15 protein-coding genes and 1 pseudogene are annotated in these 25306 nt (G+C 44.2%); 9 read left to right on the top strand and 7 right to left on the bottom strand.

What is annotated here, in order from left to right; all coding sequences use genetic code 11:
- Positions 1 to 642: 642 nt before the first annotated feature.
- Positions 643 to 1824: a hypothetical protein gene (locus tag MA_RS13095; protein WP_011022487.1), complete on the bottom strand. Its 1182-nt coding sequence runs from the start codon at positions 1822 to 1824 to the stop codon at positions 643 to 645.
- A 297-nt stretch (positions 1825 to 2121) separates the two neighbouring features.
- On the opposite strand from MA_RS13095, the gene MA_RS13090 reads away from it, so the two are divergent.
- The 4 genes and pseudogenes from MA_RS13090 (at position 2122) to MA_RS13075 (ending at position 8036) form a co-directional block, all read left to right on the top strand.
- Positions 2122 to 3045 carry a serine/threonine-protein kinase RIO2 gene (locus tag MA_RS13090; protein WP_011022486.1) on the top strand — a complete coding sequence of 308 codons (924 nt, stop codon included), beginning with the start codon at positions 2122 to 2124 and terminating at the stop codon, positions 3043 to 3045.
- Between the two features lie 988 nt (positions 3046 to 4033).
- A complete protein-coding gene (locus MA_RS13085; RefSeq protein WP_011022485.1) occupies positions 4034 to 6025 on the top strand; it encodes a DUF460 domain-containing protein in 1992 nt (663 codons plus the stop codon).
- A 230-nt stretch (positions 6026 to 6255) separates the two neighbouring features.
- Positions 6256 to 7284, top strand: a pseudogene (locus MA_RS29195) (ATP-binding cassette domain-containing protein).
- Positions 7285 to 7424: 140 nt separating this feature from the next.
- Positions 7425 to 8036, top strand: a complete 612-nt coding sequence (locus tag MA_RS13075) for an ABC transporter permease (RefSeq protein WP_226990591.1) — start codon at positions 7425 to 7427, stop codon at positions 8034 to 8036.
- A gap of 145 nt (positions 8037 to 8181) precedes the next feature.
- On the opposite strand, the gene MA_RS13070 is transcribed toward MA_RS13075, so the two are convergent.
- The 3 genes from MA_RS13070 to MA_RS13060 all read right to left on the bottom strand — a co-directional run bounded on the left by MA_RS13070 (position 8182) and on the right by MA_RS13060 (position 10950).
- On the bottom strand, positions 8182 to 8727 hold the full coding sequence (locus MA_RS13070) for a ferredoxin domain-containing protein (protein WP_011022484.1): 546 nt from the start codon (positions 8725 to 8727) through the stop codon (positions 8182 to 8184).
- Between the two features lie 127 nt (positions 8728 to 8854).
- Complete coding sequence (locus MA_RS13065) at positions 8855 to 10105, bottom strand: MBL fold metallo-hydrolase (RefSeq protein WP_011022483.1); 1251 nt, start codon at positions 10103 to 10105, stop codon at positions 8855 to 8857.
- A 380-nt stretch (positions 10106 to 10485) separates the two neighbouring features.
- Positions 10486 to 10950, bottom strand: a complete 465-nt coding sequence (locus MA_RS13060) for a universal stress protein (RefSeq protein WP_011022482.1) — start codon at positions 10948 to 10950, stop codon at positions 10486 to 10488.
- Between the two features lie 1374 nt (positions 10951 to 12324).
- On the opposite strand from MA_RS13060, the gene MA_RS28675 reads away from it, so the two are divergent.
- Positions 12325 to 12825: an erythromycin esterase family protein gene (locus MA_RS28675; protein WP_345939334.1), complete on the top strand. Its 501-nt coding sequence runs from the start codon at positions 12325 to 12327 to the stop codon at positions 12823 to 12825.
- Between the two features lie 1003 nt (positions 12826 to 13828).
- On the opposite strand, the gene MA_RS13050 is transcribed toward MA_RS28675, so the two are convergent.
- The 3 genes from MA_RS13050 to MA_RS13040 form a co-directional block, all read right to left on the bottom strand.
- On the bottom strand, positions 13829 to 16087 hold the full coding sequence (locus tag MA_RS13050) for a DNA topoisomerase I (protein WP_011022481.1): 2259 nt from the start codon (positions 16085 to 16087) through the stop codon (positions 13829 to 13831).
- Between the two features lie 278 nt (positions 16088 to 16365).
- Positions 16366 to 16875: a TIGR00725 family protein gene (locus MA_RS13045; protein ID WP_011022480.1), complete on the bottom strand. Its 510-nt coding sequence runs from the start codon at positions 16873 to 16875 to the stop codon at positions 16366 to 16368.
- A gap of 51 nt (positions 16876 to 16926) precedes the next feature.
- Positions 16927 to 17448 carry a DUF367 family protein gene (locus MA_RS13040; RefSeq protein WP_048065425.1) on the bottom strand — a complete coding sequence of 174 codons (522 nt, stop codon included), beginning with the start codon at positions 17446 to 17448 and terminating at the stop codon, positions 16927 to 16929.
- A 487-nt stretch (positions 17449 to 17935) separates the two neighbouring features.
- Between MA_RS13040 and MA_RS13035 the strand changes: the two genes are divergently transcribed.
- The 4 genes from MA_RS13035 to MA_RS13020 all read left to right on the top strand — a co-directional run bounded on the left by MA_RS13035 (position 17936) and on the right by MA_RS13020 (position 25118).
- Positions 17936 to 22483 (top strand): NosD domain-containing protein, encoded by a 4548-nt coding sequence (locus MA_RS13035; RefSeq protein ID WP_011022478.1) that lies wholly within the window; start codon positions 17936 to 17938, stop codon positions 22481 to 22483.
- A gap of 1047 nt (positions 22484 to 23530) precedes the next feature.
- Positions 23531 to 24091 carry an HdeD family acid-resistance protein gene (locus tag MA_RS13030; protein ID WP_048066367.1) on the top strand — a complete coding sequence of 187 codons (561 nt, stop codon included), beginning with the start codon at positions 23531 to 23533 and terminating at the stop codon, positions 24089 to 24091.
- 68 nt (positions 24092 to 24159) lie between these two features.
- Positions 24160 to 24540 carry a hypothetical protein gene (locus MA_RS13025; RefSeq protein WP_011022476.1) on the top strand — a complete coding sequence of 127 codons (381 nt, stop codon included), beginning with the start codon at positions 24160 to 24162 and terminating at the stop codon, positions 24538 to 24540.
- Positions 24541 to 24737: 197 nt separating this feature from the next.
- Entirely contained in the window at positions 24738 to 25118 is a 381-nt protein-coding gene (locus MA_RS13020; RefSeq protein ID WP_011022475.1) for a hypothetical protein, read from the top strand.
- Positions 25119 to 25306: the final 188 nt, after the last annotated feature.

The raw sequence follows: 25306 nt of genomic DNA, 5'->3' as shown, positions 1-25306 counted from the left end.
AAACTTGGGACTCGTTGCGAAATAACTCAGACAACATATAATCATTTTAGTACAAAAGTGCTCAATAGATTGCGAAAATAGTTAGGGACAGTGTAAAAATGGACCTTAGCTATTTCGCTTTGTACCCTCAGCAGGCCAGCCTGTGCCTGAAGAGTTTGTCATCCTATGGGTGAGACTAAGGCAAATTCTTCACGCCGGCTGTCCAAAATCCATCCTTATCTCAAGCGATAGCCTTGGCCCTTTAGCTTCTATGTATATGTGTATGGAAAGGATCGTTCGATATAAGGGCTTCTTTTTCTCAAAAAAGGAATAGTCTCAATTAGAGTTGTGGTTTTCCAGGTTTGCACATAACATAAGAGTACACTCTGCACTGGAGTGAAAAGCTAGCTCGATTGTCTGTCATTTCAAGCATATCGACATTTCTGTCTTCTCCAATTTGAGGCGCTTAATTACTTCTTTTCGTCTTCCGTTTGTCCGGAAATTAAATTGTGATAACTTTTCAGGATGGGGGCATTTGTGACTTTCTCACTCCCTAAATACAAAGCATTTATACACTATTACAAGAGATTTTTTAGGTCCCTATGGGTTACTATAATACCTGTTAAATTTGCATACCTGTTAAATTTGCAACTGGTGTATTTTTTACGAACTTTGAACTTTCCATTCCCTAGCAGTTAAATTACTTGCATGTGCTACTCCTGTTCTTGACGGTGCAGCATTTTCGGTTAAGTCTACGTACCCACCACTGGTCTTGTAAGAATCCAGTGTTTGGAGTATCCCGTCTACTGCTGTTTGATTTAGTGAATTACGACTGACATTTAAATAAAATAAACCAGGGTCATTGGAAATGTCTAAACTTGTGAGGTCATTATCATAAAGATTCACAGTGCATTCTCCACCTGCAGGAAAACAGCCAGATAAATTAGCTGCAGTATATTGATTATTGAAGGATATAACGCTTTTCAAATTTGTTGAAGTTAGGTGCAGAGTGCCGCTTTGATTCCCGTTCCATACAAAAAAATCTTCAATAAGTGGAAACTGACTGACCGGGAGGAGGCTGGTCATCTGCGGGTTATCTCGAACACATATATGCCATATATTAGCCCCGGTAGTGCCCCAATTTATTGTGTATGTTTGATTATTTTGAGATGCTCCACGAAGATCAGCCAGAGAAGGAGCTTCCGAAAGATCAAGCTCAGAAATGTTGCAATTTTCGAGGCAAAGCCTGGTCAGATAAGGAACATTACGGAGTCTGATAGTATTCAGTGATGTACAATAAAAACACTCAATCGTATGCAGTGCCGTAAAGTTACTAAAATCCAGCGAAGTTATTGGATTATAACTCGATGCCCATATCTGGAGATACGGTGCAACATTCTCAAGACCAGTAACAGCTATTACATCCTGTTGTTCTAAATTCTCTATTGTATCGGAGCCCGGAGTTACACCCCCATCTGCCCCATCATAACCTATATTGATCTTGGTTACTGCACTCCACGGTGTTACTACCAAAGTGTTTTCCCTTATCTTCCTTAAACCAAAATTTACAGTCGGAGACGTAGAATTAGATGTTGAACCGTCGCCAAATACCCATTGTATTTCAGGATTACCTGTAACTGTGATAATTGGCGAAAATTCTGAACCAGCCGTGACAAACGTAATATTTTCATTAGGTTTTGCAGTTCTCATTTTTTCATCTAGACTGCCGCTTGAATTGCTCTTTTCCGAGTTCGAGCTAGTATATTCAAGAGTACAAAATATTAAAACAACGATGACTAATAATCCTGCAAATTTGATTCCAGAGATTTTATTAGAGAATCGCATAATTGTTCCCCTGGTATTATTTACTTTGAGATTACTTTTGCCGAAAACTTACGTCATTTCTTAATAAATTTCGCTCAGGAAATTCTTTATTTTTACTAAATATTTTAATTGTGGCACTCTATTTATATTTAGCTAATATTCTGTCCTAGATATACTATAATTAGACAGAATAACGACGCCGGATTAACGCCAGAAAAAGAGTTAAGTCCTGGTAAAGATTCAAGACCGCGGTGTGTCAGCTCATCGAGATTCGGGCGATCATTTAAATATTGAAGGTGATATGTATAAAAGGATAGGATGATCGATGAAGTGCTAAAGGTTTTCAAGAAACTTGATGCAAAGGATTTCAGGATACTCACAGGCATCGAGACAGGGATGAAACATTTTGAGTGGGTGCCGGTAGAAGAACTGAATAAATACACCAAATTGCCTTTCGATAAACTGGAATACAGGCTGAAGAGGCTTGTCAAGGACAAGCTTGTGGTCAGAACCACCCAGCCTTATGAGGGTTTTCAGATTTATTTCGAGGGCTACGATGCCCTCGCACTCAATGCCTTTGTGAAAAGAAAAAGTATCAACGCTATAGGGGACGAAATCGGGGTAGGTAAGGAGTCCGTTATTTATGAAGCGATCCGGCAGCCTGAGCTTGCAATAGGGGAACCTTATCCTGTCATAATCAAGTTCCACAGGGAAGGCAGGACCAGCTTCAAACAGATAAAAAGAGTACGTGAGCATCTCGGGGAAAGAGAGCATTTCTCCTGGATTTATGCTGCCCGGCTTGCGGCTCAGAGGGAATATGAGATCATGACTCAACTGTACCCGCGAGTGTCTCTCCCAAAACCCCTGGACCAGAACAGGCATGCAATTATTATGGAGCTTGCAAAAGGCAATCTGCTCTCAAAAACAAAACTTCTGGACCCTGAATGGTATCTTGATGAGATTCTCAGGCAGGTAAAGATTACCTATTCGTTGGGTGTCATCCATGCCGATTTAAGCGAATATAACATCTTTGTATCCGAAGATAGTGTCCAGTTTATCGACTGGCCCCAGTATATCACTCCAGACCATCCTCACGCTGATGAAATTCTCGAAAGGGATGTCTCAAATGTCCTGGCTCATTTCTCTCGAAAATATAATATTGAAAGAGAACTTGAAGAAGTTCTCGAAGAGATCAAAAGTGCAGCAGAGAAAAGCGTTGAAGAAACTGCAGAAGAAGCTTAAATGTGACACCTGAGGTTTTTCTATCCGAATAGTCCCTCAGACCTTATTATTTTCACTTCGTCCCGGACCTTATTATTTTCACTTCATCCCGAAAATTATTATTTTCACTTCATCCTGGACATTATTATTTTCACTTCATCTCAGACATTATTAATTTTACTTCATCTCAGACACTGATAATTTTCCTTCACCTGGGGTCTTATCGATTTCACTTAATATGTGAAGGGGTGAATTGTCTGACTAATTCGGGAAATTAAGTTGTTCCGCCGAACGGATTTTAGTTTTGAACTGGCTATATAATTGTAAACGTACTTCCCTTTTCCTCTTCACTTTCAAGCCTTATTTTTTAACTTACTTGAGGTTCTGCCAAAATTGATATAAATGCTTTAAAATAAAAAAAATGGGTCAAAATCACGTATTTTGACAAAAAATTCCTTTTAAAGCCTCTAAAATAATACTTCAAAATGCCTTTGAATACGAATTAAGCTCAAAAACTGATATAATATTATATTTACTTTAAAAATTAGAATTTATTGCAACTTATTTCAATAAATTACATAAAAATATAAATATTTATCATGTTTTGAAAGTTCAAAAGAAGTTTATTTCCAAATTAATGAGTTATTTATTACTCCAATATTAATTATAGATAAAAATAACGAATTAAATAGATTTTAAGTTGTTATTAGGTAAATTTTTCACAAAATAAACTACGTTGTTAAATATAAGCGGAAATAAAGGGATTATGTGAAAAATGGCAAAACCTCACTTCAATGAAAAAAGTTAATCGATGGAAAAGGTGCTAATTGAAGGAGCTAAGACAAATGAAGTTATTCAAGGATATTTGAAGTTAAATGAAAGAAATTAAAGCTAGCTTAGACAAATTTGGTCGGCTGGGACAAAAGGCAGGACCTTATAGATTATGTTTATATTGTAAAATAAAGGTAGAAATCAGTTAAATATATATTCAACAAGAAATAAAATATAGGTGCTCATGCAAAACAGGATAATTTATGGAATTGATATCGCTCGGGGTTCCCCAAGGGCAAAGGAACTTCCTCGCTATGCTCTGGCTATCCTGAAGGACGGAGAAGTTACCCATTACAGCATGCTTCGCCGCCAGAAGGTCCTGAATATGATACAGCGGGACAGGCCGGATATCATAGCTGTGGACAATATTTTTGAGCTGGCTGCTGACAGAAACGAGCTTCTCTCGATAATGGAGCGCCTGCCTGATGGGGTTAAACTTGTCCAGGTTACCGGAGGGCTTCACCCGGAACCTCTGGTCAGGATTGCGAAAAAACATGGTTTTTCCTTTAACCCTGAAAACCCCAACGATGAAGCTGAAGCCTGTGCCCGGCTTGCAGACCTTGGAGTAGGGCACGAAGTCTCTCTTTTTGAAGACATTACGAAAATTAAGGTTAGCAGAGCCCGTTCACTCGGGCGGGGGGGCTGGAGCCAGAACCGGTACAGAAGAAAAGTACACGGAGCCGTGCTTCAGAGGAGCAGGGAGATTGAAAATGTCCTCAAAGACCTTTCACGGGAAAAAGGCATCAGATTCGAAGTCGTAAACGTGAAAGGGTTCGGGGGCTATGTGAGGTCAGAATTTACAGTATATGCAAAGCGCGGAGAGATTCCAATACACTCTATGGCAAGCAACGATGCGCAGGTAAGTGTGAGAAGTGTCGAACGTGATAAAATCCGTTATGTCCCCCTGAAGCCGAAGAATCCCCGGCGTAAATTTACAATCGTGGGAATAGATCCGGGAACAACCGTAGGCATAGCCATCCTTTCTCTCGATGGAGAACTCCTTTATTTGAAAAGCTTCAGGGGAATAGCTCCTGATGAAGTTGTCAAGCTTATTGCCGAATACGGAAAACCTGCAGTGATCGCAAGCGATGTAACTCCAATGCCGGGTTCGGTTGAAAAAATCAGGAGGAGTTTTAATGCAGTCCCTGCGAGCCCAGGGATTGAGGTTTCTGCCGAGGAAAAAATCGCGCTTGGAAAACCCTTCGGTTATTCCAATGACCACGAAAGGGACGCCTTAACTGCTGCCCTTCTCACCTACAGGAGCTACAAGAATATCTTTACGCGGATTGAAAAGAAAGCTCCGGATAATGCGGACCTTGAGCTGATAAAGCTTCACGTAATCCGCGGAGACTCGATCGAAGCTGCGATCGAAAAAGTCAAGGCTGCAGCGAGAGCGTCTGAAAAGCCGGGGGTACGGACTGCTCCTGAAAAACCGGAGGAAAGAGTCATTGACGAATCTCTCATGAAAATTAGAGAAACTGTCCAGAGGCAGGGAGAACAGATTCAGAACCTCCAGGATTATGTGGAAGAATTGAAACAGGCTCTTCTGGCAAAAGACCGGAAAATCTCAATGCTTGAGTCCAGGTTGAGGGGCTTCAAAAAAGAAGTTTATGGCGAAGTCCGGAAATCAAAAGAGATCCGGATCAGGGACAGCACCATAGAGAGTCTGAAAAAAGAACTCAGCAATAAAAGCAAAACCGTAAAAGAACTCAGGCGCAGGAGCAACAAACTGCGTAAAATCCAGAAAATGGAAATCCGCGGCGAAGGTACTCCTGTAAAGGTTATTTCCGCCTTTACAAAGGAATCCATTGCCGAAACCAGAGAAAAGTACGGGCTTAAGGAAGGAGACGTCGTTTTTCTGGAAAAACCGAGCGGAGGCGGAGCAGCAACCGCCCAGATCCTTGTAGAAGCCAGGGTCCGAGCTATCCTTATTCCTGAAGATATCTCACATGCAGCAGAAGAGACTTTCTTCAAGGGTGATGTGCCGGTCTTAAGGGAGGTCCAGCTTGAAAGAGCTGAAGATTTTGCAATGGCAGAACCGGAGTCTCTGAAGGCTTCAATTGCTGCATGGGAAAAAGAAGCTGAAAAAAGACGGCAAAAAGCCAAAGAAGACGAGCTTCAGAGTCTTTTTGATGAATACAGAAGTGAAAGGAGGAGAGGCCTGGTTTAAGGCTCTTTTCTTTCCTTTATCTTTCTTCTAACTCTTTTCTTTTAGTTTCCTTTTTTCCTTGAGGTTCTTTTATCTCTTTTCTCTAAATCATAAAAAATGAAGTTGTATATCAGCTTTTTATCCATTTTTTGTGCTTTAAATTGCCATATATCTTTAAACAAGTATTTTATATCCTTTTATAGCCCTAAATAAGTATTCTTGTTACTGATATTACCTTAAATTAATATCTCATGTTATTTTATCTGGAATTATTATGTATTAATGTACTAAAGTCAAGATATATGCAAGCGATTGAAGTATCTCATCTTGTCAAAAATTTCGGTGCTCTCACCGCGCTCAATGATATTAATTTCTCAGTCAGCGAAGGAGAAACCTTTGGGTTTTTGGGTCCCAACGGTGCTGGTAAGACCACTACCATTCGTATTTTAACCGGGATCTCCAAGCCTACATCCGGAACAGCAACCATTTTTGGTCATGACATTGAGCATGAAACCATTGCCGCAAGGCAGTCCATGGGCATTGTATCCGAGAATTCCAATGTTTACGATGACCTGACTGCATGGTAGAACATAATATTCTCTGCTGAACTTTACCATGTTGGCCGGAAGGAGAGAGAAAAAAAGGCCACAGAACTGCTTACGGTATTGGGTTTATATGATCAACGTAATGATAAAGTACGCGGCTTTTCGAAGGAGATGAAAAGGCGTCTTACGCTTGCGATGGGGCTGGTCAACAGCCTTCGACTGCTGTTTCTGGACGAACCTACCTCAGGACTTGATGTACAGAGCAACCTCATCATTCGGGATGTGGTCACAGTACTTGTCCGTGACGGGGTCACAGTTTTTTTAACAACGCACAATATAGAGGAGGCGAATATCATGTGTGATCGGGTGGCAATAATCAATAAAGGCAATATCATTGCAATCGATTCCCCTGAATCCATGAAAAAGACGCTTCAGAGTGTGCAGTCTATAGTTCAGAGTGTGCAGTCTATAGAACTGTCATTTAACTGTAATTCTGCAGATAAGCTGGAAGAACTGCGCCGCCTCCCCCGGGTAAATGATGTACAAAAGGCTGGTGACAAGTTTAAGCTCTATACTGGAGATCCATCTGAAGTTATCGATGCCGTACTGGCTTATGCCCATACTCACAACCTGAAAGTGGTGAGTATCATGACTCTGGGCCCGAGCCTTGAGGATGTGTTCATATGGTTGACAGGCCTTCGGCGGGCAGGTGATGGAATTCATGCTATCGACTGATCATGAAGGGTGGACAAAACTTCTGTCCCGTGAGCTATCTGCGGCATGGACAATCGCCAGGAAGGACATGCGAATCTACTACCTCAAGCCCAATATCATAGTTTCCGGCATCTTCTTCCCGCTCTTTATGTTCCTGGCCTTTGCCGTCGGGAAGAGTACCCCCCTGGAACCCTTATCCCGGGTTTAATCTCAATAACCCTTTTTTTTCATCTTCATCAATAGAATCTGTCTCTATACCCATCGAAAGGAGGGTAAAAACGTTTGAACGCCTGCTTTCAGCCCCATTTTCTCTTTATTCGCTTGTATCGGGTGAAAGCCTTAGCGGTTTTCTCTACAGTCTCGGCATCGCATGCCTCCCACTTGCAGTCGGTGTCATCGTCTTCAATACACCTATTGTTCATGCCCCTGTCCTTGTGGTTTCAATGATACTCACAGCGTTCTGTTTTGCTACGCTTGGGACACTGTTTGCTGCATATCCTACTGAGAATGTGGGAGAGGTTATGTCCATGCTCAACACAGTCAGGCTACTGCTGATCTTTATCTCCGGGGTTTTTGTCCCTATATCCTCTATGCCTCAAATCGGGCAGAAGATTGCAATGATATCCCCTCTTACCTATGGAAACGATCTGATAGGGTACGCATATACCGGTAAATCGCTTTTTCCCCCGATGCTGGATATCCTGCTGCTGGTAATCTTCATCTTTCTCTTCCAGATAACGGCGAATTATCTCTACAAAAAATTTAACATTTAAATGAGAAATGATAGAAAAGTAATGAGTGGGAGGGAAATCGCAAGAAAAATTGATATCAAGCAGGATTAAGTAACTGCATAGTAATATCAGATTGTACTGAATATTGCAGAAAAAATTGAAAATTTGTTTCCTGCAAAAACATTCTTCATCTCCTGTCAAAAAAGATATTCTTCCCGGTAACGCTCAGCGGAATTCCAAAAACAACATCTGCATCCAGAAGGCCGGAGGCCCTTGCTGCCGCACCTATCGAATACATGACCCTGTTGTCAATGCAGAAGTCTTTGGCTTTTGCGGTAGCTGCTCCGACAGCGATTCCCAGATCCGCATACTTGAGCATGCAATTCGGACCCTTAAATTCTGCTTCAACCTTTTGCCGGTCCAGCATTTTTGCACAGGTCTTAAACCCGCAGGCTCCGCAGTTTAAGCCTGCGGCCCCGCTGGCTTTTACTCCTATAAGGACAGCAGCTCCCGCATTTCTAAGGTTTCTCGCATCTCTTTTGAGGAAAGCAAAGCCTTCTCCCTTTTCATCTGCCAGCTTTTCCATGGCTAAGGCAAGGACTTCAACATCTTCTTTTTCAACAAGGGCAGTTATTATATCATCTACTCCTTTGGCTTTCGGGGCAGTCCGTGCAGCCAGAAGGATGCTCTTTGCAAGTGTCTCGATTACATCGGATTCGGGATTGAGGATCATGCATGAATTATTGGAACTTGCGGAGCTTAAGCATTTCGCAGGCTTCAGGAAAACCTTTGCATTTTTTTCTCTCATTCCCTGCGCTCATTCTTTCCTCTTTTTCTGTCCTCTCTTTCCTTTTTCCCGATTAAAAGCTGAAGGACTCTCCATTTGCGGGTGCATAAGCTTCCACACCGATTTCTTCAGAGATCCACTGTGCAAAAGCTTCGGTTTTGTCCCCATGCATTACAAAGACCCTTTCAGTGCCTTTCTTGCAGAAATCCTTCACAAGTTTTTTAAGCTCGCTGTCCCCGCTGTGTGCGGAAAAGTCGTACTGCTCTATTTTGGGCTTGAGGGCAAGGACATCCCCTCTGGTCTCGATGACGCCGTGATTCAGTGCCAACCGGCCGTTTGTGCCTTCAACCTGATAGCCGGTGAGCAGGACTTTCGAGTTCGGGTCCCTGTAAAGCTGGCTAAGGTAATAGAGTACAGGCCCGCCGTTAAGCATTCCGGCTGTAGTGACAATAACCGAAGGTTCTTTGAGGACAGACTCCCGCTGTTTATCTTTTACGGAAATAGCCCGGTCGAAAGCCCTGTCCAGAAGTTCCGGATTTCTCAGATACTCGGGATATTTTCGGAGGAGTTTGTACACATCTCTGCCCATGCCGTCCACATAAGCCGTGATCCCGTGGGCGTCGAGCAGCATAAGGATCTCCTGCGTCCTGCCTATTGCAAAAGCAGGGATAAGGGCAGTTCCTCCCCTTTCCAGAGTTTCAAGGACAGAGTCGATAAACCGTTTTTCGGTTTCCTTTCTCGGGACATGTTCTTCTCCGAAGTATGTACTTTCAAGCACAAGCGTATCAGCTTCGGGAAACTTTTCTGCTCCCGGCACAAGTCTTGTTTCCTTCATGCTGAAATCGCCCGTATAAAGGAGACTTTCTCCTGATTTGGATTCAAGGTAAATTCCGGAGGCTCCCGGGATATGGCCTGCATTATAGAAACAGACACTATACCCTTGCGTTTTGAAAGCCTCCCCGTAATCTTTTCTCCGGGTCAGCTGGTTAACTCTTTGAAGGTCGTTGGGGTCAAAAGGGGCTACACCCGAAAGGGTGGTTTCTGCAAGCTTGAGAGTATCCCTCCCAAGAAGGTTGGTAAACTCTGCCGTTGGCGGCGTCATGAAAACTTCGGGATTCATGTACATCAGGTTAGGGACAGCCCCGCAGTGGTCCAGATGCCCGTGGGATACAAGTACGGCTTTTGGTTCCATGCCGTTTCCGGGATATTCGGGGATTTCTCCGGCCTTTATACCGTAATCGAGTAGAATTTCCTCATTGACAAGCAAACCCGAACGTCCGACTTCCCTGCATCCGCCTTTAAAGCTAAGTTCCAGAACAAACACTCCTTGGATATTTTTTTATGCTTCAATTTCTCAAATAAGTTTTTCAAAATGCTTTTTGAAATAAATCTGGCTTACAGCCCTTAAAAGTTATGATCCGATAATCTTCCTCTCCGGAAATGGTATTTTCAGTTTTCTTCCTCTGCGCTGTGCAGACTTTTAGCAGGCCCCGGAAGCTGAGAAATAAGCAATAGCTGAACATAGCCTCACACTAAAAAAACTGGATTCTATGAAGAAAACCTCTGCACTAGAAATATTCTCTTATTTCTCTTGACCCGTGTCGCGTATCTATAAAATAATTTTACAAAAAAGAAGAAAAAACTCAGTTAGGGGAATTTCTACAGAAACATTTTTGGCATATAATTTAGACCTTGGCGTATAATTTAGCACCTCGAGTTCTCGTGATTCCCATCCCGGACAACAACCACAGGGACTTTTGAATATCTTACCACTTTTTCTGCAACACTTCCCATCAGGAGTCTTTCAAATCCGGTTTTTCCGAGGGTTCCCATCACTATCAGGTCCATCTTGTTATTTCCTGCAAAATTGATTATTTCATTAGCCGGATGTCCCTCTAAGAGAACCTCTTTAACCTCCACCCCCGAGTCCTCTATAATCTTCTTAACTTTAGACATTACTTTTTTTCCATCGTTCATCATCACTTCCCGGATTATTTCTTTGCAAGCAGTCCATTTTTCAGAAATCGTAGAGCATGTATCCACCACGTAAAGGACGTGGATGGTAGCTCCGCTGAGCTTTGCAATTTCAATACCGCAAGAGATAGCCCTCCGGGAATTTTCTGATCCATCAGTTGCAATCACTATATTCCGGTACAAATCACTGGACATTTATTGTTCCCCATTTTAGATTTTAATTTACATTCAAGTTCCTGAACATGAAAAAATTACTCACGGTTTCCTATACTACTATTACAAGATAAACAAATGGTACTGATCAATCTATCAATATCTTCCAATACATCCTACAATTGTATTTAATTGTTTTTCGTTTGTTTGGTGGTCCTGTATTAATCAGTTGATATTATTCAGATATCTGAAACTGGGACCTTTTGTTTGTTGATTCTACTCCTTGCAGGGCTGAACTTTTCTCTTCTGCAGCGCAAAAAAGGAACAGGCGAATTTAGATCTTGACCTGGGGGACCTCATTAAAATTCATAGATAAATATAAGCGCCTCCGCCAGCTTGTCTGGCGGCCCTTCACAAAAGGAAAAAGAAGCAGAAGGCGATCAGTTTCTCCTATCATTTTAATTGTTAGTTCCTAAAAGTGGTACAGGTCGATTTTTCTTTTCTTTTCTTCTTTTCTTTTCCTTTCTCTTCTTTCTTTTTCTTCCCTTCTGTCTTTTAGGAAAAGACCGCTCTCCTGCGTCGAGCGTGGAAAGAACGACCCTGTATAGTGAATAATGTTGTACGGGTCAGAATTCAAACTTTTCACCGAATTTTCAAAAAGAAAATTTCAGCAAGATCACTTTCTCTTTTTTCTGTAGTATTTTCTGTAGTATAAATAGAAAAAACAGATAATCAAAATAAAGAGAATTGCAAGGAATAATTCTCCTGGTATTATTTGAGTAGCAGAGCTTGTAGCAGCATCAGTAAAAGTAGGCATAGTTCCTTAAAGGATGCAAAAGTTAAATTTTTTCCTGTAGTTCTTCACATGGCATTTTGTTTCTATAAGCCCGGTAAGAGTTTGCCGACAAGCTTACTGCTCCAAAAACTAGCTCACTCCGCATAGGGTAGCACCTTTTATCATGTGATATGCTGTTTTGCAGTTACTAAATGGATTAGTCTAAATTACCAGGAGCTCTTGGGGATATGAAAAAAATTCATTTTTTCAGAGAAGTTCTGACTCGGAGTATAGCGCCTTCGAGAATGGATTCTACACGAAGCTATTCCTTTTTCTGTTAATTCATCCGAAACTTTCAACGCCTCCATCGACAGGGTCATCGCCTCACTTGGCGACTCGGTGGAGCTGCTCGGCTTCGGAGAGGCCCTTCATGGCGGTGAGAATATTCTAATACTTCGCAACAGGCTCTTCCAGCGCCGAGTGGAGTAGCATGGCTACAGAGCCTTTACAATCTAGAGCAGTTTCCCCAGGGCACACATAGTGAATAGTACGTCGCCGGTCACAGCCCGAAATCTTATGAGGGCGTGAAGGACACCGGATTCAGTCACGGCTTCGTCAGTCTCGACGCAAATTGAGAACTTGTGGAGTGGGTGCGGCTATATCATGCTGATCCTTCCAATCTCGTCAAACTCCTGTTTTATGGCTTCGATAGCCCGACAGAAATGACCGGTACCGATAGTCCACGCAGGGTCCTGTATTTTGTTCTCGATTACCTCGCCTCGATTGATAACGCCAGCAGTCAGGAGCATCGAAAATGTATCGACCAGCTTCTTGGTCAGGACTTCGATTGGGAGAATCCTGCTGCGATGATGGACCCGACGAAGTCGACAGGTCTGTCCCCAGCCGCAACGGCTCTCCGGATTGAGACGGAAAATCTCATTTCGGAACTGCATGTACGCCGTCCAGAACTGGTGGCAAAAAGCGACAAACTTCGTTATCTGGAAGCCGTACACTATGCAACGGTATCACGGCAGTTGCTGAACTGCCATGCCGTGATGGCCAGAACCACAGGCAAACCAGGCTACCGACTTGTCAGCGGGCTCGGACTTCGTGATGCGATGATGGCTGCTAATCTGGAGTAGCTGCTAATCTGGAGTAGCTGCTAATCTGGAGTATATTGTATCCCGTGAACGTGGTCGAGGAAAAGTGCTGGTTTTTGCTCATAACAGCCACCTGAAGCGAGGAAAGGCAGAATGGCAATTAGGCTCTGACCTCTTAACATGATGGCCCGCAGGCTCTCACCTCAAGGAGATGTTTGGCCCGCGCTATGCCCTCATCGGTTCGGCCTTAGGAGTTTCTGATGCAAATGGCATCGCCCAACCCGAAGCCGGCACTCTTGAAGAGATGCTGACCACCATGCCGGGGCCGGTGCGGTTCATTCCAATTCACAAAGGCCAGGGGCTTCCAGGCTAGGAAATCGAAGCTCTTCCTACTCGCTCGGGCAGCACGAAGAACCCGACTTATTTCCCATTAACTCCTCAAAGCTTCAGCGATTTCTACTGGCTGGCGGTCCTGGATTCTACTGAATATTCCCATGGTGGGCCACCGTTGCAATAATGGGATGCTAACACAAGACAGTAAAACTCTTCGGCTTCCTGCCTTCCCTGTCTGAAGAATATTTTTCGTTACCTGGGTAGCCTCATTTAAAATCCACAGGTTAAAATATAAGCGCCTCTGCAAGCTTATCTGACGGCACTTTACAGAAAGAAGATAGAAGTAGACGTAGAACGAAGGTAGAAGGAAGAAGCCTGAAAATTCAATTATATAGAAGTAAAAAGCAGAAGTAGATATTATCTGCTTTTACTCTTCTTCTATCGTGTCTTTTTGGGAAAGACCGCTCTTCTGCGTCGAGCGTGACAAGAATGACTCGGTATAGCGAATAAGGTTGTACATGTAAGAAGTATAGCAATTAGTCCCCTTGGCAATTAGTCCCCTTGGCAATTAGTCCTCTTGAGCGAGCAAAGCGAGCGAAAAGGACCTCGTGCTCCCGAAGCGAAACTCGGGAAGTGGAACCAGCGCAAGGCACAATTCAGGTATACTAAGGACTTTTTTTACAAATTCCCTCTATTTTCAGAAGCCCTCAGTTTATAGGTCCTCAACTATGCCGCCGTTACATGAGATCTGCCAGGTTTTGACCTTTTTTACGCTGGTCTTTATTGTTTTTGCGAGTTCTATGGGATCGGCTTCTGCCAGGGCTTCCACGCTTGTGATCCCTGCTTCTTCCAGTTTTCCTGCAGTGGCTTTTCCCACGCCTTCGATGTCTTTAATTGTCTTGGGCTTTTCTTTTTTCGGCTGCTGGGCCTGCTTTTCTTTCTGGGTTTTTTGCCATTCGATAAAGTTGCACTGGGGGCAGCCGAGGTCCCAGGGGCGTTTTCCGGCATTAATTATGCGGATGTGGTGCAGGCCGTGTGTCTCGCATTGCTTGTCTGTAACCACGATCTGGCCGCTCTTTGGTAGGGGGAGGGAGAAGGTACAGTTAGGGTAATTGCTGCAGCCTATAAAGCGGCTTCCTCTTTTCGAGCGGCGGATCATGAGTTCGTTTCCGCATAAGGAGCAGTTGCCTATGATCTTGTCTTCCCTGAGACCTGCCTGCAGGGACTCTATGATTTTGTCCCTGTTTTTGTCGAGTTCCGAAAATACCTGCTGGAGCATTTCTCTGGACTCTTCAAGGACAGTGTCCTCTTTAATTTTGCCTTCTGCGATCAGGTCCATATTTTCTTCAAGCAGCTTTGTCATGTCCGGTTTTGTGATCGTAGGCGAGTATTTTTCAAGAGTTTCCACCACGGCAAAAGAGGTATTTGTGGGCTGTACCGGGTTTCCGTGGATATATGCCCTGGAATAGAGCTTGCTGATAATCTCATGGCGGGTAGCTTTTGTGCCAAGACCCAGCTCTTCCATTATGTTGATCAGCCTGCCCTGCCCGTAACGGCCGGGTGGCTGGGTTTCTTTGTCCAGCATCTCTTTTTTTATGACTTTAAGGATTTCTCCTTCGCTGAGTTCCGGAAACAGCCTGTCTTCAGGGACATTGTAAGGGTAATACCAGCGCCATCCCGGTTCCAGCAATCTTGCTCCGTTTGCCCTGAACTCTTCGGCATTGATTTCGAGTCTCAGGCGCATGGTCTCCCAGGTGCTGGGTCCTGCGAAGGTTGCAAAAAAGCGCCTGACCACAAGCTCGTAGACCTTCCATTCCTCTTCTTTTAACTCGGATTCCTTTGCAAGGGACGCCGGATAGATAGGGGGGTGGTCTGTTGTTTCTTTTTTCCCGCGGGTGGGAACAAGTTCGGCTTTCTCAAGCAGGGCGTCTGCGAACTCCTTAAAAGGCCCTTCCGTAAAGATTTCAATTTGAGCCCTGAGGTCAAGGGTTTCGGGATAAACCGTATTGTCGGTCCTGGGATAAGATATATACCCGTTAGTGTAGAGGGATTCGGCTATACGCATGGCGTTTGCAGGGCTGAGCCCGATTGAGTTTGCCGCGCTGATAAAGCCTGTAGTATTAAATGGGGTCGGGGGCAGGTCACTTTTTGTGCCCTTTTCTATCTCTTTTAATTCGGCTTTTTTTCCCAGTTTCTTAAAGACCGCTGTAGCTTCCTCTTTGTCCAGGAAACGGCGGGTTGAGTGCTGGGCTGAAAAAGTCTCACCTGCTTTTGTTTCAAGTTCGACGTGGATTTCCCAGTAAGGAGTAGGAACAAAAATATTTCTCTCTTTTTCCCTGTCGACTACAAGTGATAAGGTTGGGGATTGCACCCTTCCAACGGATAGGAACATTTTCCCGAGCCTGCCTGCTGCAAGGGAAATATATCGGGTAAGGGCAGCTCCCCAGACCAGGTCAATAACCTGCCTGGAGTGGCCTGCATCGGCAAGGTCAAAATCAACACTTGTAGGGTTTGTAAATGCTGCATCAATTGCTTTTGGGGTGATTGCACTGTAGCGGACCCTGTCAAAAGGTACCTCCGGGTTCACCTTCTTTATGATATTCAGAGCTTCGACTCCTATCAGTTCCCCTTCCCGGTCGTAGTCAGTTGCAATTGTGACCCTATCTGCTTCTTTTCCAAGGGTCCTTAAAGCGGTCACTATCTTCCGGTTGATTGGAGTCGTCGTAATCTCAGCGTCGATCAGGGCTCTGGCATCAACCTTCTGCCAGTTGTTGTACTCTTTTTGAAAATCTATCCCGACAATATGCCCGGAAAGCCCTACTACTGCAGTCTCCTGCCTGCTTTTGCCTTTTCCAAGCTCGTACCGGTATACGTCTACTCCGCTGACTCTTTCCTTCTTAGGACTTTTTGGAGCCAGAATCGCAGCTATCCTCCTTGCTGCTATATTTTTTTCCGTTACGATAAGGTGCATTTAAAACTCCGATATAACTTTTCTTACATTTTATGGAGGAATACTGGCGTACCCCTGAACTCCTGCCAGTATGAGTCGAAGCCTGCCTCCTAATTCTTGAAGTTTCCTTTTGTGATATAAATTTATGGATCAAATACTCAGAATATTCTACTATCCGGAACTATAATCAGGTTCGGATATTCCTGATTTTTCTTTATTTGCCTGTTTTTTTCCTTTTTCCCGATTCCACTTCACTCATAATTTTTCATAATTTTTTTCTAATGTTTTCCAGTTTCTCTCTATTTTTCGCTCTTTTTTCGCCCTATTTTTTCCCTTTTTTTCCTTTCCTCAATGAGCCTGAAAGCGAGTTCCACAGCCTCCAGCGGGCTTCTTGCGCTCTTCGTACCTTCGATTTTCCATTTTGACTCCAGCAATACCACAGGCTTTCCCATCTTAAGGCCGAAAGCTATTTCCGAAAGTGTACCATACTCCCCGTCAACCGCAATCAGAGCATCTGAGGACTGGGCTATAAGGGCGTTTCTGGCATGTCCCATTCCGCTGAGCACGGCTACATCTATCCAGGGGTTTGCTTCCTCTCTCAGGATTCCGGGCAGGATTCCTGTGGTCATGCCTCCCTCAAGTTTTGCCCCTTTCGCTGCAGCTTCCATTACTCCCCCCAGGCCTCCGCAGAGCAGGATGGCTCCCTTTTTTGCAATCTCTCGTCCCACAGCTTCTGCAAGGGTTCGCGTCTCCATGCTGCAGGTCCCGGCTCCTATTACCCCGATCTGAGTCCTTACTTGCGGTTTCACTGTATTCCCTCCTGTTTTACTACTTTTTCTTTTCTCTAAACGGAGCTGCTTTCAGATATAGTGGCTCTGGATTTCCACAATCTCGGAGCTGTTTTTTGCAGTGGCGTATTCGTCAAGGGGCTCCCTGTTCAGCTCCAGAAAACTGTGCCCCCAGTTAAACTTGGACATGACTTTTTCGGCCTGTTCTTTGTAGCCTAAAATGTACAGGGCGGCTGCAAAAGCCTCTGCAGAGTTGAGTTTGAAAGGCCTTCCGAAGTTCACCGGATTGCCTGCAAGCATGTAAGGAAGAGCCCTGTGTTCCAGGTTCAGCTTTTCCAGTTCGGGAAATACCCTTTCCACTTCTTCCCAGGAGCAGTCAAGCACTATAATTCCTTTCTTCGGGTCATCAGCTGGCGAGAGAGCCTTCTCTGCCATCGGGTCAAGCAAAATCGCGGATCTGGGCAGCCTTGAAATCTTATCGTAAAGGCGGGCAAGCTCAAAACGTGCCATTTTTCTTCCCGTGCACTTCTTCGGGTCACACTGCCCGGCATGGTAGATGTATAGGGGAACGTCCCGGCTATTTGTCGGATTCATCATTGATCCTCTGGGATGCGGGACTTATATGTTTTACGTCTTTCTGCGCGGTTTTGCTGCAAAGCCACACGGCCGGTACCAGGCTGCTTCACTTACCTTACCCTTCCCTGAGTTTTCCATATTTACTAACTCTGATACTCCCTTATATGCCCTTATTTTTGATTTTTCCTTTAGCAGGGGCTTTCTTTTGTCGTTGCACAAAAATTTCGGAACTTATTTATACCTCTCACTGTTTTACTTCCTCACTTTAATAAAATATTGCACATTTTAAACTGTGGTATGCAATTTTTGTATTTCTTTATATTTTCAGGCAGATTTCAAGCCGGTATGCAAGGGACTATCCCGGCATCCAGGTCTTATTGTTTCGTTTAAATGCCTGAGCCTTTTCATTTCCTTTGACAGAGAGGTGCCTGTTAAAAACAATGTTTAAAACTCCGGCAGGTTGTGAAAACAAGCCCGCCTTTTTCTTACTTGAGGGAGGTTTTTCATGAGAAATATGAATATTACTATCAGGCTATTGCTTTCGTTAATCCTTATTTTGGGGCTTGCGGCAGCAGGTTCAGCTGAGGCTGAAGAAAGTGAAACCGTTGAACAGTTGACTTTGACAGCAAACCCGGTTGCAGAAGGAAGTTCCGGGGCAGACTATTCTCTTGCTCCCGTAAACCCTGAATTTCTGGAATATCGGGAACAAATGGATGAAATGGAAAACATTGATGATTTGATTTTTTCCGTCCGAAGTTCATTGACTTCCGAAACAGAATCAGAAACTGAGCCTGAACAGAAGACTGTAGTTCATACTACTGGGCTGAACCCTGCCCCTGTGGATCTTTCTCACCTTAAAGCGCTTGAAGATGCGGAAGACTCCGGCTCTTTTGAGCCTTTCTACGACCTTCGGGAGCTTGGGAAAGTGAGCCCCGTAAAAGATCAGAAAGACTCGGGAAGCTGCTGGGCTCACGGGGCCTATTCCTCGCTTGAATCTTACCTGCTCCCCTCGGAAACCTGGGATTTTTCGGAAAACAATATGAAAAATCTGCTCACACCCTATTATCCCGAGAGTTTTGATTATTACGAAGGTGGAGTCACCCTGATGTCAGTAGCTTACCTCACCCGCTGGAGCGGGCCTGTTGTTGAAACGGATGACCTCTATGACTCCCATTCCATTCTTTCTCCGGACGGGCTTCCAACAGTAAAACATGTTCAGGAAGTTCTGTTTATTCCGGACAGGCAGGGGGCTCTGGACAACGAGAACATCAAGCGGGCTCTGCAAGAATACGGAGCAGTTGCCTCCACAATTTATATTGATCTTGCCTATTTTAATTCCTTTAACAACAGTTATTATTATCCTGATGAGGAATTTTCCAATCACCTTGTTGCTATTGTCGGCTGGGACGACTCCTTTGATAAAAACAAATTCAATCCGGCTGCTCCGGGAGATGGCGCTTTTATTGTAAAGAATTCCTGGGGATCTGACTGGGGAGATGAAGGTTATTTCTATGTTTCTTATTATGACTCGAAAATAGGCACGGATAATGCCATTTACACCGCAGAGAGTCTTGACGACTATGATTCCATATACCAGTATGACCCTCTGGGCTGGGTCAGCAGCTTCGGGTATGCCCAAAAATCCTTTGCCTGGACTGCCAATATTTTCGCAGCAGGAGAAAATGAGACGCTCAGTGCTGTCAGTTTCTATACAACGGATTCCGGTGCTGAGTATGAGGTTTATATTTATACCGATCCGATTTCCGGGCCTATAAACCCCAAGGGCCCCGAAGCATCCGAGAAAGGGACATTTACCTGTGCCGGGTATCATACTGTCCGGCTGGATCAGGGAGTTCCCCTCACTAAAGGGCAGAATTTCTCGGTGTTACTCAGGTTCAGTGCTCCTGAATACGGATATCCTGTTGCTCTGGAGTACCCGATAGATGGTTACAGCAGCCAGGCCTCCTCCGGTGCAGGGGAAAGTTATGTCAGCCCTGACGGTATCAGCTGGGTTGACCTCTCTTCTATCCTTGAAAACTCAAACGCCTGTATAAAGGCATTTACTGACAGGGACGTTGCTCCGGAAGCGGCTTTTGTACTTAATGTTACTTCGGGAGCTTCCCCACTTGCGGTCAGTTTCATTGATGCAAGCAGGAATTCCCCTTCAGCCTGGAGCTGGGACTTCGGGGATGGCAGCAATTCAACCGAACAAAACCCGGTACATTCGTACTCCGAGGAGGGGCTCTACACTGTAACCCTTTCCGTGGAAAACGAATTTGGGGCTAACGGCACTTCCAGGATTGACTGTGTTTCCGTAGGGAAGCAGGCTGTGATCCTTTATGTTGACGATGACAATGTATGCGGTACTTCCTCCAACACTTATTCTTCCATTCAGGAAGCAGTGGACAGGGCAACCGCCGGTTCAACAATTATTGTCCGCGATGGCTGGTACAGCGAAACTGTGAATGTAGATAAGCCCCTGACAATCCGCTCCGAGTGCGGGCCTGAAGCCACCGTTGTCCAGTCCGATAAACAGGAAGATTCTGTGTTTTATGTTACTGCCGATTCCGTAAATATCAGCGGATTTTTCATAATCGGAGCAGGTGATTATTCAGGTAGCATTTTGTCCAATTGCGGAATCCTCCTTTACAATGTCAGAGGAAACAATATCTGTAACAATATTCTTACAGATAACCTGCTCGGGATTTGCATGTACGGCTCATCCGACAATACGGTGCAGGCAAACAATGCTATCTCAAACACCCATACAGGGATCTATCTGTACGATTCCCCTAACAATACCCTCTTCCGGAACAAAGCTATTTCAAACGGGTACGGGATCTGTCTTCGAGCTTCGGGGGATAACAGGCTCCGCCGCAATGAAATGGTGAACAATAAATATAATTTGAAAATTACAGACTTTTCCTCCATAAACGATATCGATAAGAGTAATACCGTTAACCGCAAGTCTGTTTACCACATTGTCGGAAAAAGCGACCTGGAAATAAATGCTTCTTTCGGGGCGGGGACGGTTTTCTGTATCGACTGCCAGAATGTGACTGTCAGGGACTTGGCCCTCGAAAACAACTACTGGGGACTTGTCCTCTGCAACACAAGCAATTTCCTGCTTGAAAACAACACCCTTGAAGATAACGACATAGGAATGTATCTCCTGGATTCCGGGTACGGTAAAATCGCAAACAACAGTGCGGTTTCAAATGGGGACTACGGTATCCTGTTTGAAAACGCCTGTGAAAACAGCGTTGAGAACAACACCGCAGATTCCAACAAGCTGTACGGGCTTTACCTGAGCAGTTCCTGGGGAAATACGCTCCGGAACAACACGATGTCAGACAACTATTTTAACTTCGGAGCCGGAGGGGTGCTTGAGCCAAACAGGATAGAAACGAATAACCTTGTTGACGGCAAGCCGATTTATTTCTTTGTAAATAGAGACGGAATCGAACTTAATTCAAGCTCGAATGCAGGCACCGTTTATTTCGTTTCCTGCCAGAATGTTTCGGTCAGGGACCTTTCCCTGGAATATAACCTGTGCGGGATTTATCTCGAAAATACACGCGAAGCAAGGCTGGAAAATAACAGAGTATCGGACAACCTTTACGGGATCTATCTCGAAAATGCTGAGGGCGGTCTGCTTGCTAACAATATTGCCTCAAACAACGATGCCGGCATTTTCGTTTTAAGTTCGGAAAATACCACTTTTGAAGACAACATCCTCTCTGATGGCGGGTACGGAATCTGTCTGGCGCTTTCCGAGAACAGCAGCCTGCTTAACAACAGTGCCTCGGACAATTTCTACGGAGTTTATGCTTATAGGTCCGGAAATAACACGTTTACGGGAAACCTGGCAAATGATAACTTTGAAGGCATCTATCTGGAGGCTTCGGACAATAATAGATTAATTAATAACTATGCCTCGGAAAATATTTACGGCTTAGACCTGACATTTTCAAGCAATAACACCCTGGACACAAATACTGCAGACTTAAACTATTACGGCCTTTCAATGTGGGTTTCCGAAAACAGCAGCGTTAATGAAAGCAATGCCGGTTCGAACTTAATAGGCATTTTACTCTGGATGTCTGAATACAACAATTTAAGCAACAACACTGTCCTCGACAACATATACGGGTTCTATCTGATGGACGACAGCACAGGCAGTGGAGACAAAATAAGGCCAAATGCCAATACCCTCGTGTCGAACGTCGTTGCAAACAATGATGGAGGTATCCTGATTGATGAAAGTTACGGAAACCTCATTTACAGGAACTACTTCAACAACACGGAGAACGTTGAGGATGAATACCTGAACACCTGGAACAGTTCCGAAATCGGGAACTACTGGAGTGATTATGAAGGTCAGGACTCCAATGGGGACGGAATAGGGGACACTCCCTATGTAATCAGTAATTACACAGGCAGCCAGGATTATCTGCCGGTAACCTGGCTTTTCGATTGTCCGGCTCAGCCTGAGGATAATGATTCGGAAGGGCAGGATCTTGAGGATGATACCGATACTTCAGCAGAGCCCGCAGAAAACTTCTGGGCAGTTGAAGCCTCGCAAGAAGATGTTTCAGACTCGAAAATAGAGTCCATTCTCGGCAACTCCGAAACTGGAATCACTGAAATCGTCTTTGAACCCTGGAAGTATTCCACAAGGATACCTTCTGGATATGAAAGGTTCGAAGAGGAAGCTTCGGCTATTGACAGTGAACAGGAAGACGAACCGGAAGACGAACTGGACTATGCTGTCTCCCCAGGTTTTGAAATTTCTCAGAGTATGAATCTTCTGGCAGGCAGCGAAGAGTTTGAAAACTCCGGGAATATCAATAAGGCAGTTATAGAATTCAGAGTTTCAAAATCCTGGATTGAAGAAAATAACGCAGATATCTCCACGGTCGTCCTGAAAAGGTTCACTGACGAATCCTGGACTTCCTTTGAAACAGCAATCGCCGGAGAAGACGGGGAATATTACTTCTTCGAGGCTGAAATCTGGGATTCTCCCGATATTCAACTAAGGGAAAGAAAATGATCTGCAGACAACGGAAAAAAGTCTGATGGGAGTTCGCGAGAAGAGGTTCAGGTTGAAAAACCTTAACCTCAAACTCTTTTATTCTTCAATTCGGTTTTGATTCTTTTTTAACTTTGATTTTGATTTGTTTTTCAATTTTGGGGTATCACCCCGAATTGAGCCACCCGAGTTTTGCTTTCCGAGTTTTGCTTTCCGAGTTTTGCTTCGGGACAGAAAAATCTATGATTTTTCTTTTAGTTGTGATGTAATCGCAACAGCACGAAGTCCTTTTCGCTTGCTTTGCTCGCTTAAGAGGAATAATTTAAAAACAATGGTAAAATAAAGAGATGCAGAAGAGCTGCTTTCTCGAGAGTAAGAAGAGGGAAATGAAGATAAAAGGCAAATAATAATCTAGTTCTACTTTTTACTGTTTTATACTGGTATTTTCAGGCTACTTCCGTCTCTTTCTTCTTTCTCTTTAATCATTCCTTTTTCCTTTTTTTGAATAACTTCCCGGCAAGCTGACGGAATTCCGGATAAAAGAGTCTTCTTTGAGAATTAATAATAAGTTATTTTATATCTAATGGTTTGTATATAAACAATCATATCATTGCTTCATCATCAGGAGAATGTAAAGAAGGGATCAATCTTGAAGTTGAAATTGGTCTTGAAATTAACACTGAAATTAAGATCCCAGCAGAATCCTGTCTTCATATGTTGCAGTGATAGATAATACTTTATTTCAGCCTGCGTCATGTCGGGGCTTTCAATGATGGAAAAGCTGCACTTGATCAGAGACTTTCACAATGAGATCTTCTGATTAATTGTGGGCAAGCCGTACAGGTGTGAATTCCATCAATGAACGCCCGGAAAGAAGAGATGCTCTGCTTTGTGGAGGGGGAAGACTGTCTTCTCTTTGATTCTGGCTGATTCCTGAGTGTACCGGAAATTATCCGAAAACAGGATATTTCTGCTCAGGATGGGTGATGTCTCTTTAGCTGTGCTCATGCCTGTATTCCAATAGTGGAAAATTGGCTGGGGCACTAAAAAATTAGGGAGATGGATTATATGGAACAACCAGTTGAAGTTGAAGAACAACCAGGCAGTGAGGTAGGGTATGGAGTACTGGGAGTACCATGGTGGGTGGTTCTTCTGGAAGGGATTATCGCAATTATCGTTGGTTTATTCCTGATATACAACCCTGCAGTAACCACTATCTTTCTCATACAGGTCCTGGGCATTTTCTGGCTGGCAGGTGGGATCCTTTCCGTTTTAGGGGCATTCGTATTCTCAGGGAACCGATTATGGAAACTGCTTGCAGGTATACTGGGCATTATTGTAGGAATTCTCGTATTGATATACCCTATTTACAGCCCTTTCATAGTACTCACACTCTTCATTATTTTCATAGGGGTATGGGCTATAATCACCGGTGCTGTAAAACTTTTTCTGGGATTTAAGGGAGGAGGATGGGGGACTGGAATTCTTGGTATCGTTACCATAATCCTCGGGCTGCTACTTCTAAACAACTCTCTGGTAGGAGCTCTGGTTCTACCGTGGGTATTCGGGTTTTTCCTCATTATCGGAGGGATTGGAGGAATTATCGGAGGACTGAAAATGCGAACCTGAAGAAGGGGTTTTTCGAGACAAACATAAGAAGACAAACATAAGGAGACAAATAATAAGGAGACAAAAATATGGAAAGACCTATTGGCGTTACTATTCTGGCACTTCTGGCTGTATTGTTGGCAATTTTAAACGGTATTGCAACGCTTCGTTTTCTTGGTTTTTTTCCCTTTGTCGGGCCTCTGGACATCCGTATTTTCAATCTCTGGTATGCCCTATTGTACGGCCTGCTGACCTATATCTGGGCGTGGGTGGCCAAGATGCTCTGGGAGGTAAATCCGCAGGGCTGGATATTTATGGCTGTTATCTCGATATTTAGTCTGTGCGTGGATTTTGTGGTGCTGGTTACAGGCGGCTCATGGTATGACGTTAACCTTTCAGTAATTGTTAGCGCCCTTATCCTCATCTACGTTATGCTGCCTGGAGTGAGAGAGGCATTCGGGACAGATTAAACCGGGATAGGGATTGGGAACTAATGTGATCCAATAATCCATTTTTGTTCCTGCCAGGCAACTCTCTGGCAGGAGCCTTTTTCTTCCTTGGATATCCGTGCTGTTCCTTATTCTCGGGAATCAGGGTAGCCATCGGAGGGTTAAATATGCGAACCTGATGAAGGAATTTTTCGAGACAAAAATAAGGAGACAAAAATATGGAAAGACCTGTTGGTGTTACTATTCTGACCTTTGTAGCTGTATTGCTGGCATTTTTAAACGGTATTGCAATGCTTCGTTTTCTTGGATTTTTGCCTTTTCTCGGGCCTGTGAACATCCGTATTTTCAACCTCTGGTATGCCCTCTTGTATGGCCTGCTTGCCTACATATGGGCCTGGGTGGCTCAGATGCTCTGGCAGGTAGACCCGCAAGCATGGCTCTTCCTGGCTGTCATTTCAGTCTTTAATCTGTGCCTGGCTTTTGTGGTGCTGATTACCGGAGGCTCATGGTATGATGTTAACCTGTCAGTTATCGTTAACGCCCTTGTTCTTATCTACATAATGCTACCCGGGGTGAGGGAAACATTCGGAAGGGATTGAGAAGTGAAGATGAAGGCAGGAGTGGAGATGGAGGACAGTAGATGATGATTTCCAGGGGGATTAGAAAAGGTTCCTGACTTTCTGCTCCTGCTTTAATTCTCTGAGAAAAGCTCTGGTTGTGAAAGGATGAAGGGAGCTTATCTGCCGAAGATGTTCACTATTGCTCTAATTCACAGGAGGCAGTAACA

Source organism: Methanosarcina acetivorans C2A, from assembly GCF_000007345.1.
Classification (GTDB): domain Archaea; phylum Halobacteriota; class Methanosarcinia; order Methanosarcinales; family Methanosarcinaceae; genus Methanosarcina; species Methanosarcina acetivorans.
Note: the sequence above shows the minus strand (reverse complement) of the source record. Positions and strands in the feature narration are given on the sequence as shown.

Coding starts and splice junctions, on each gene's coding strand:
- MA_RS13090 (WP_011022486.1), top strand. CDS start 2,122: ATGATCGATGAAGTGCTAAAGGTTTTCAAGAAACTTGATGCAAAGGAT.
- MA_RS13035 (WP_011022478.1), top strand. CDS start 17,936: ATGAGAAATATGAATATTACTATCAGGCTATTGCTTTCGTTAATCCTT.
- MA_RS13020 (WP_011022475.1), top strand. CDS start 24,738: ATGGAAAGACCTGTTGGTGTTACTATTCTGACCTTTGTAGCTGTATTG.
- MA_RS13040 (WP_048065425.1), bottom strand. CDS start 17,448: ATGAATCCGACAAATAGCCGGGACGTTCCCCTATACATCTACCATGCC.
- MA_RS13050 (WP_011022481.1), bottom strand. CDS start 16,087: ATGCACCTTATCGTAACGGAAAAAAATATAGCAGCAAGGAGGATAGCT.
- MA_RS13030 (WP_048066367.1), top strand. CDS start 23,531: ATGGAACAACCAGTTGAAGTTGAAGAACAACCAGGCAGTGAGGTAGGG.
- MA_RS13025 (WP_011022476.1), top strand. CDS start 24,160: ATGGAAAGACCTATTGGCGTTACTATTCTGGCACTTCTGGCTGTATTG.
- MA_RS13070 (WP_011022484.1), bottom strand. CDS start 8,727: ATGATCCTCAATCCCGAATCCGATGTAATCGAGACACTTGCAAAGAGC.
- MA_RS13060 (WP_011022482.1), bottom strand. CDS start 10,950: ATGTCCAGTGATTTGTACCGGAATATAGTGATTGCAACTGATGGATCA.
- MA_RS13095 (WP_011022487.1), bottom strand. CDS start 1,824: ATGCGATTCTCTAATAAAATCTCTGGAATCAAATTTGCAGGATTATTA.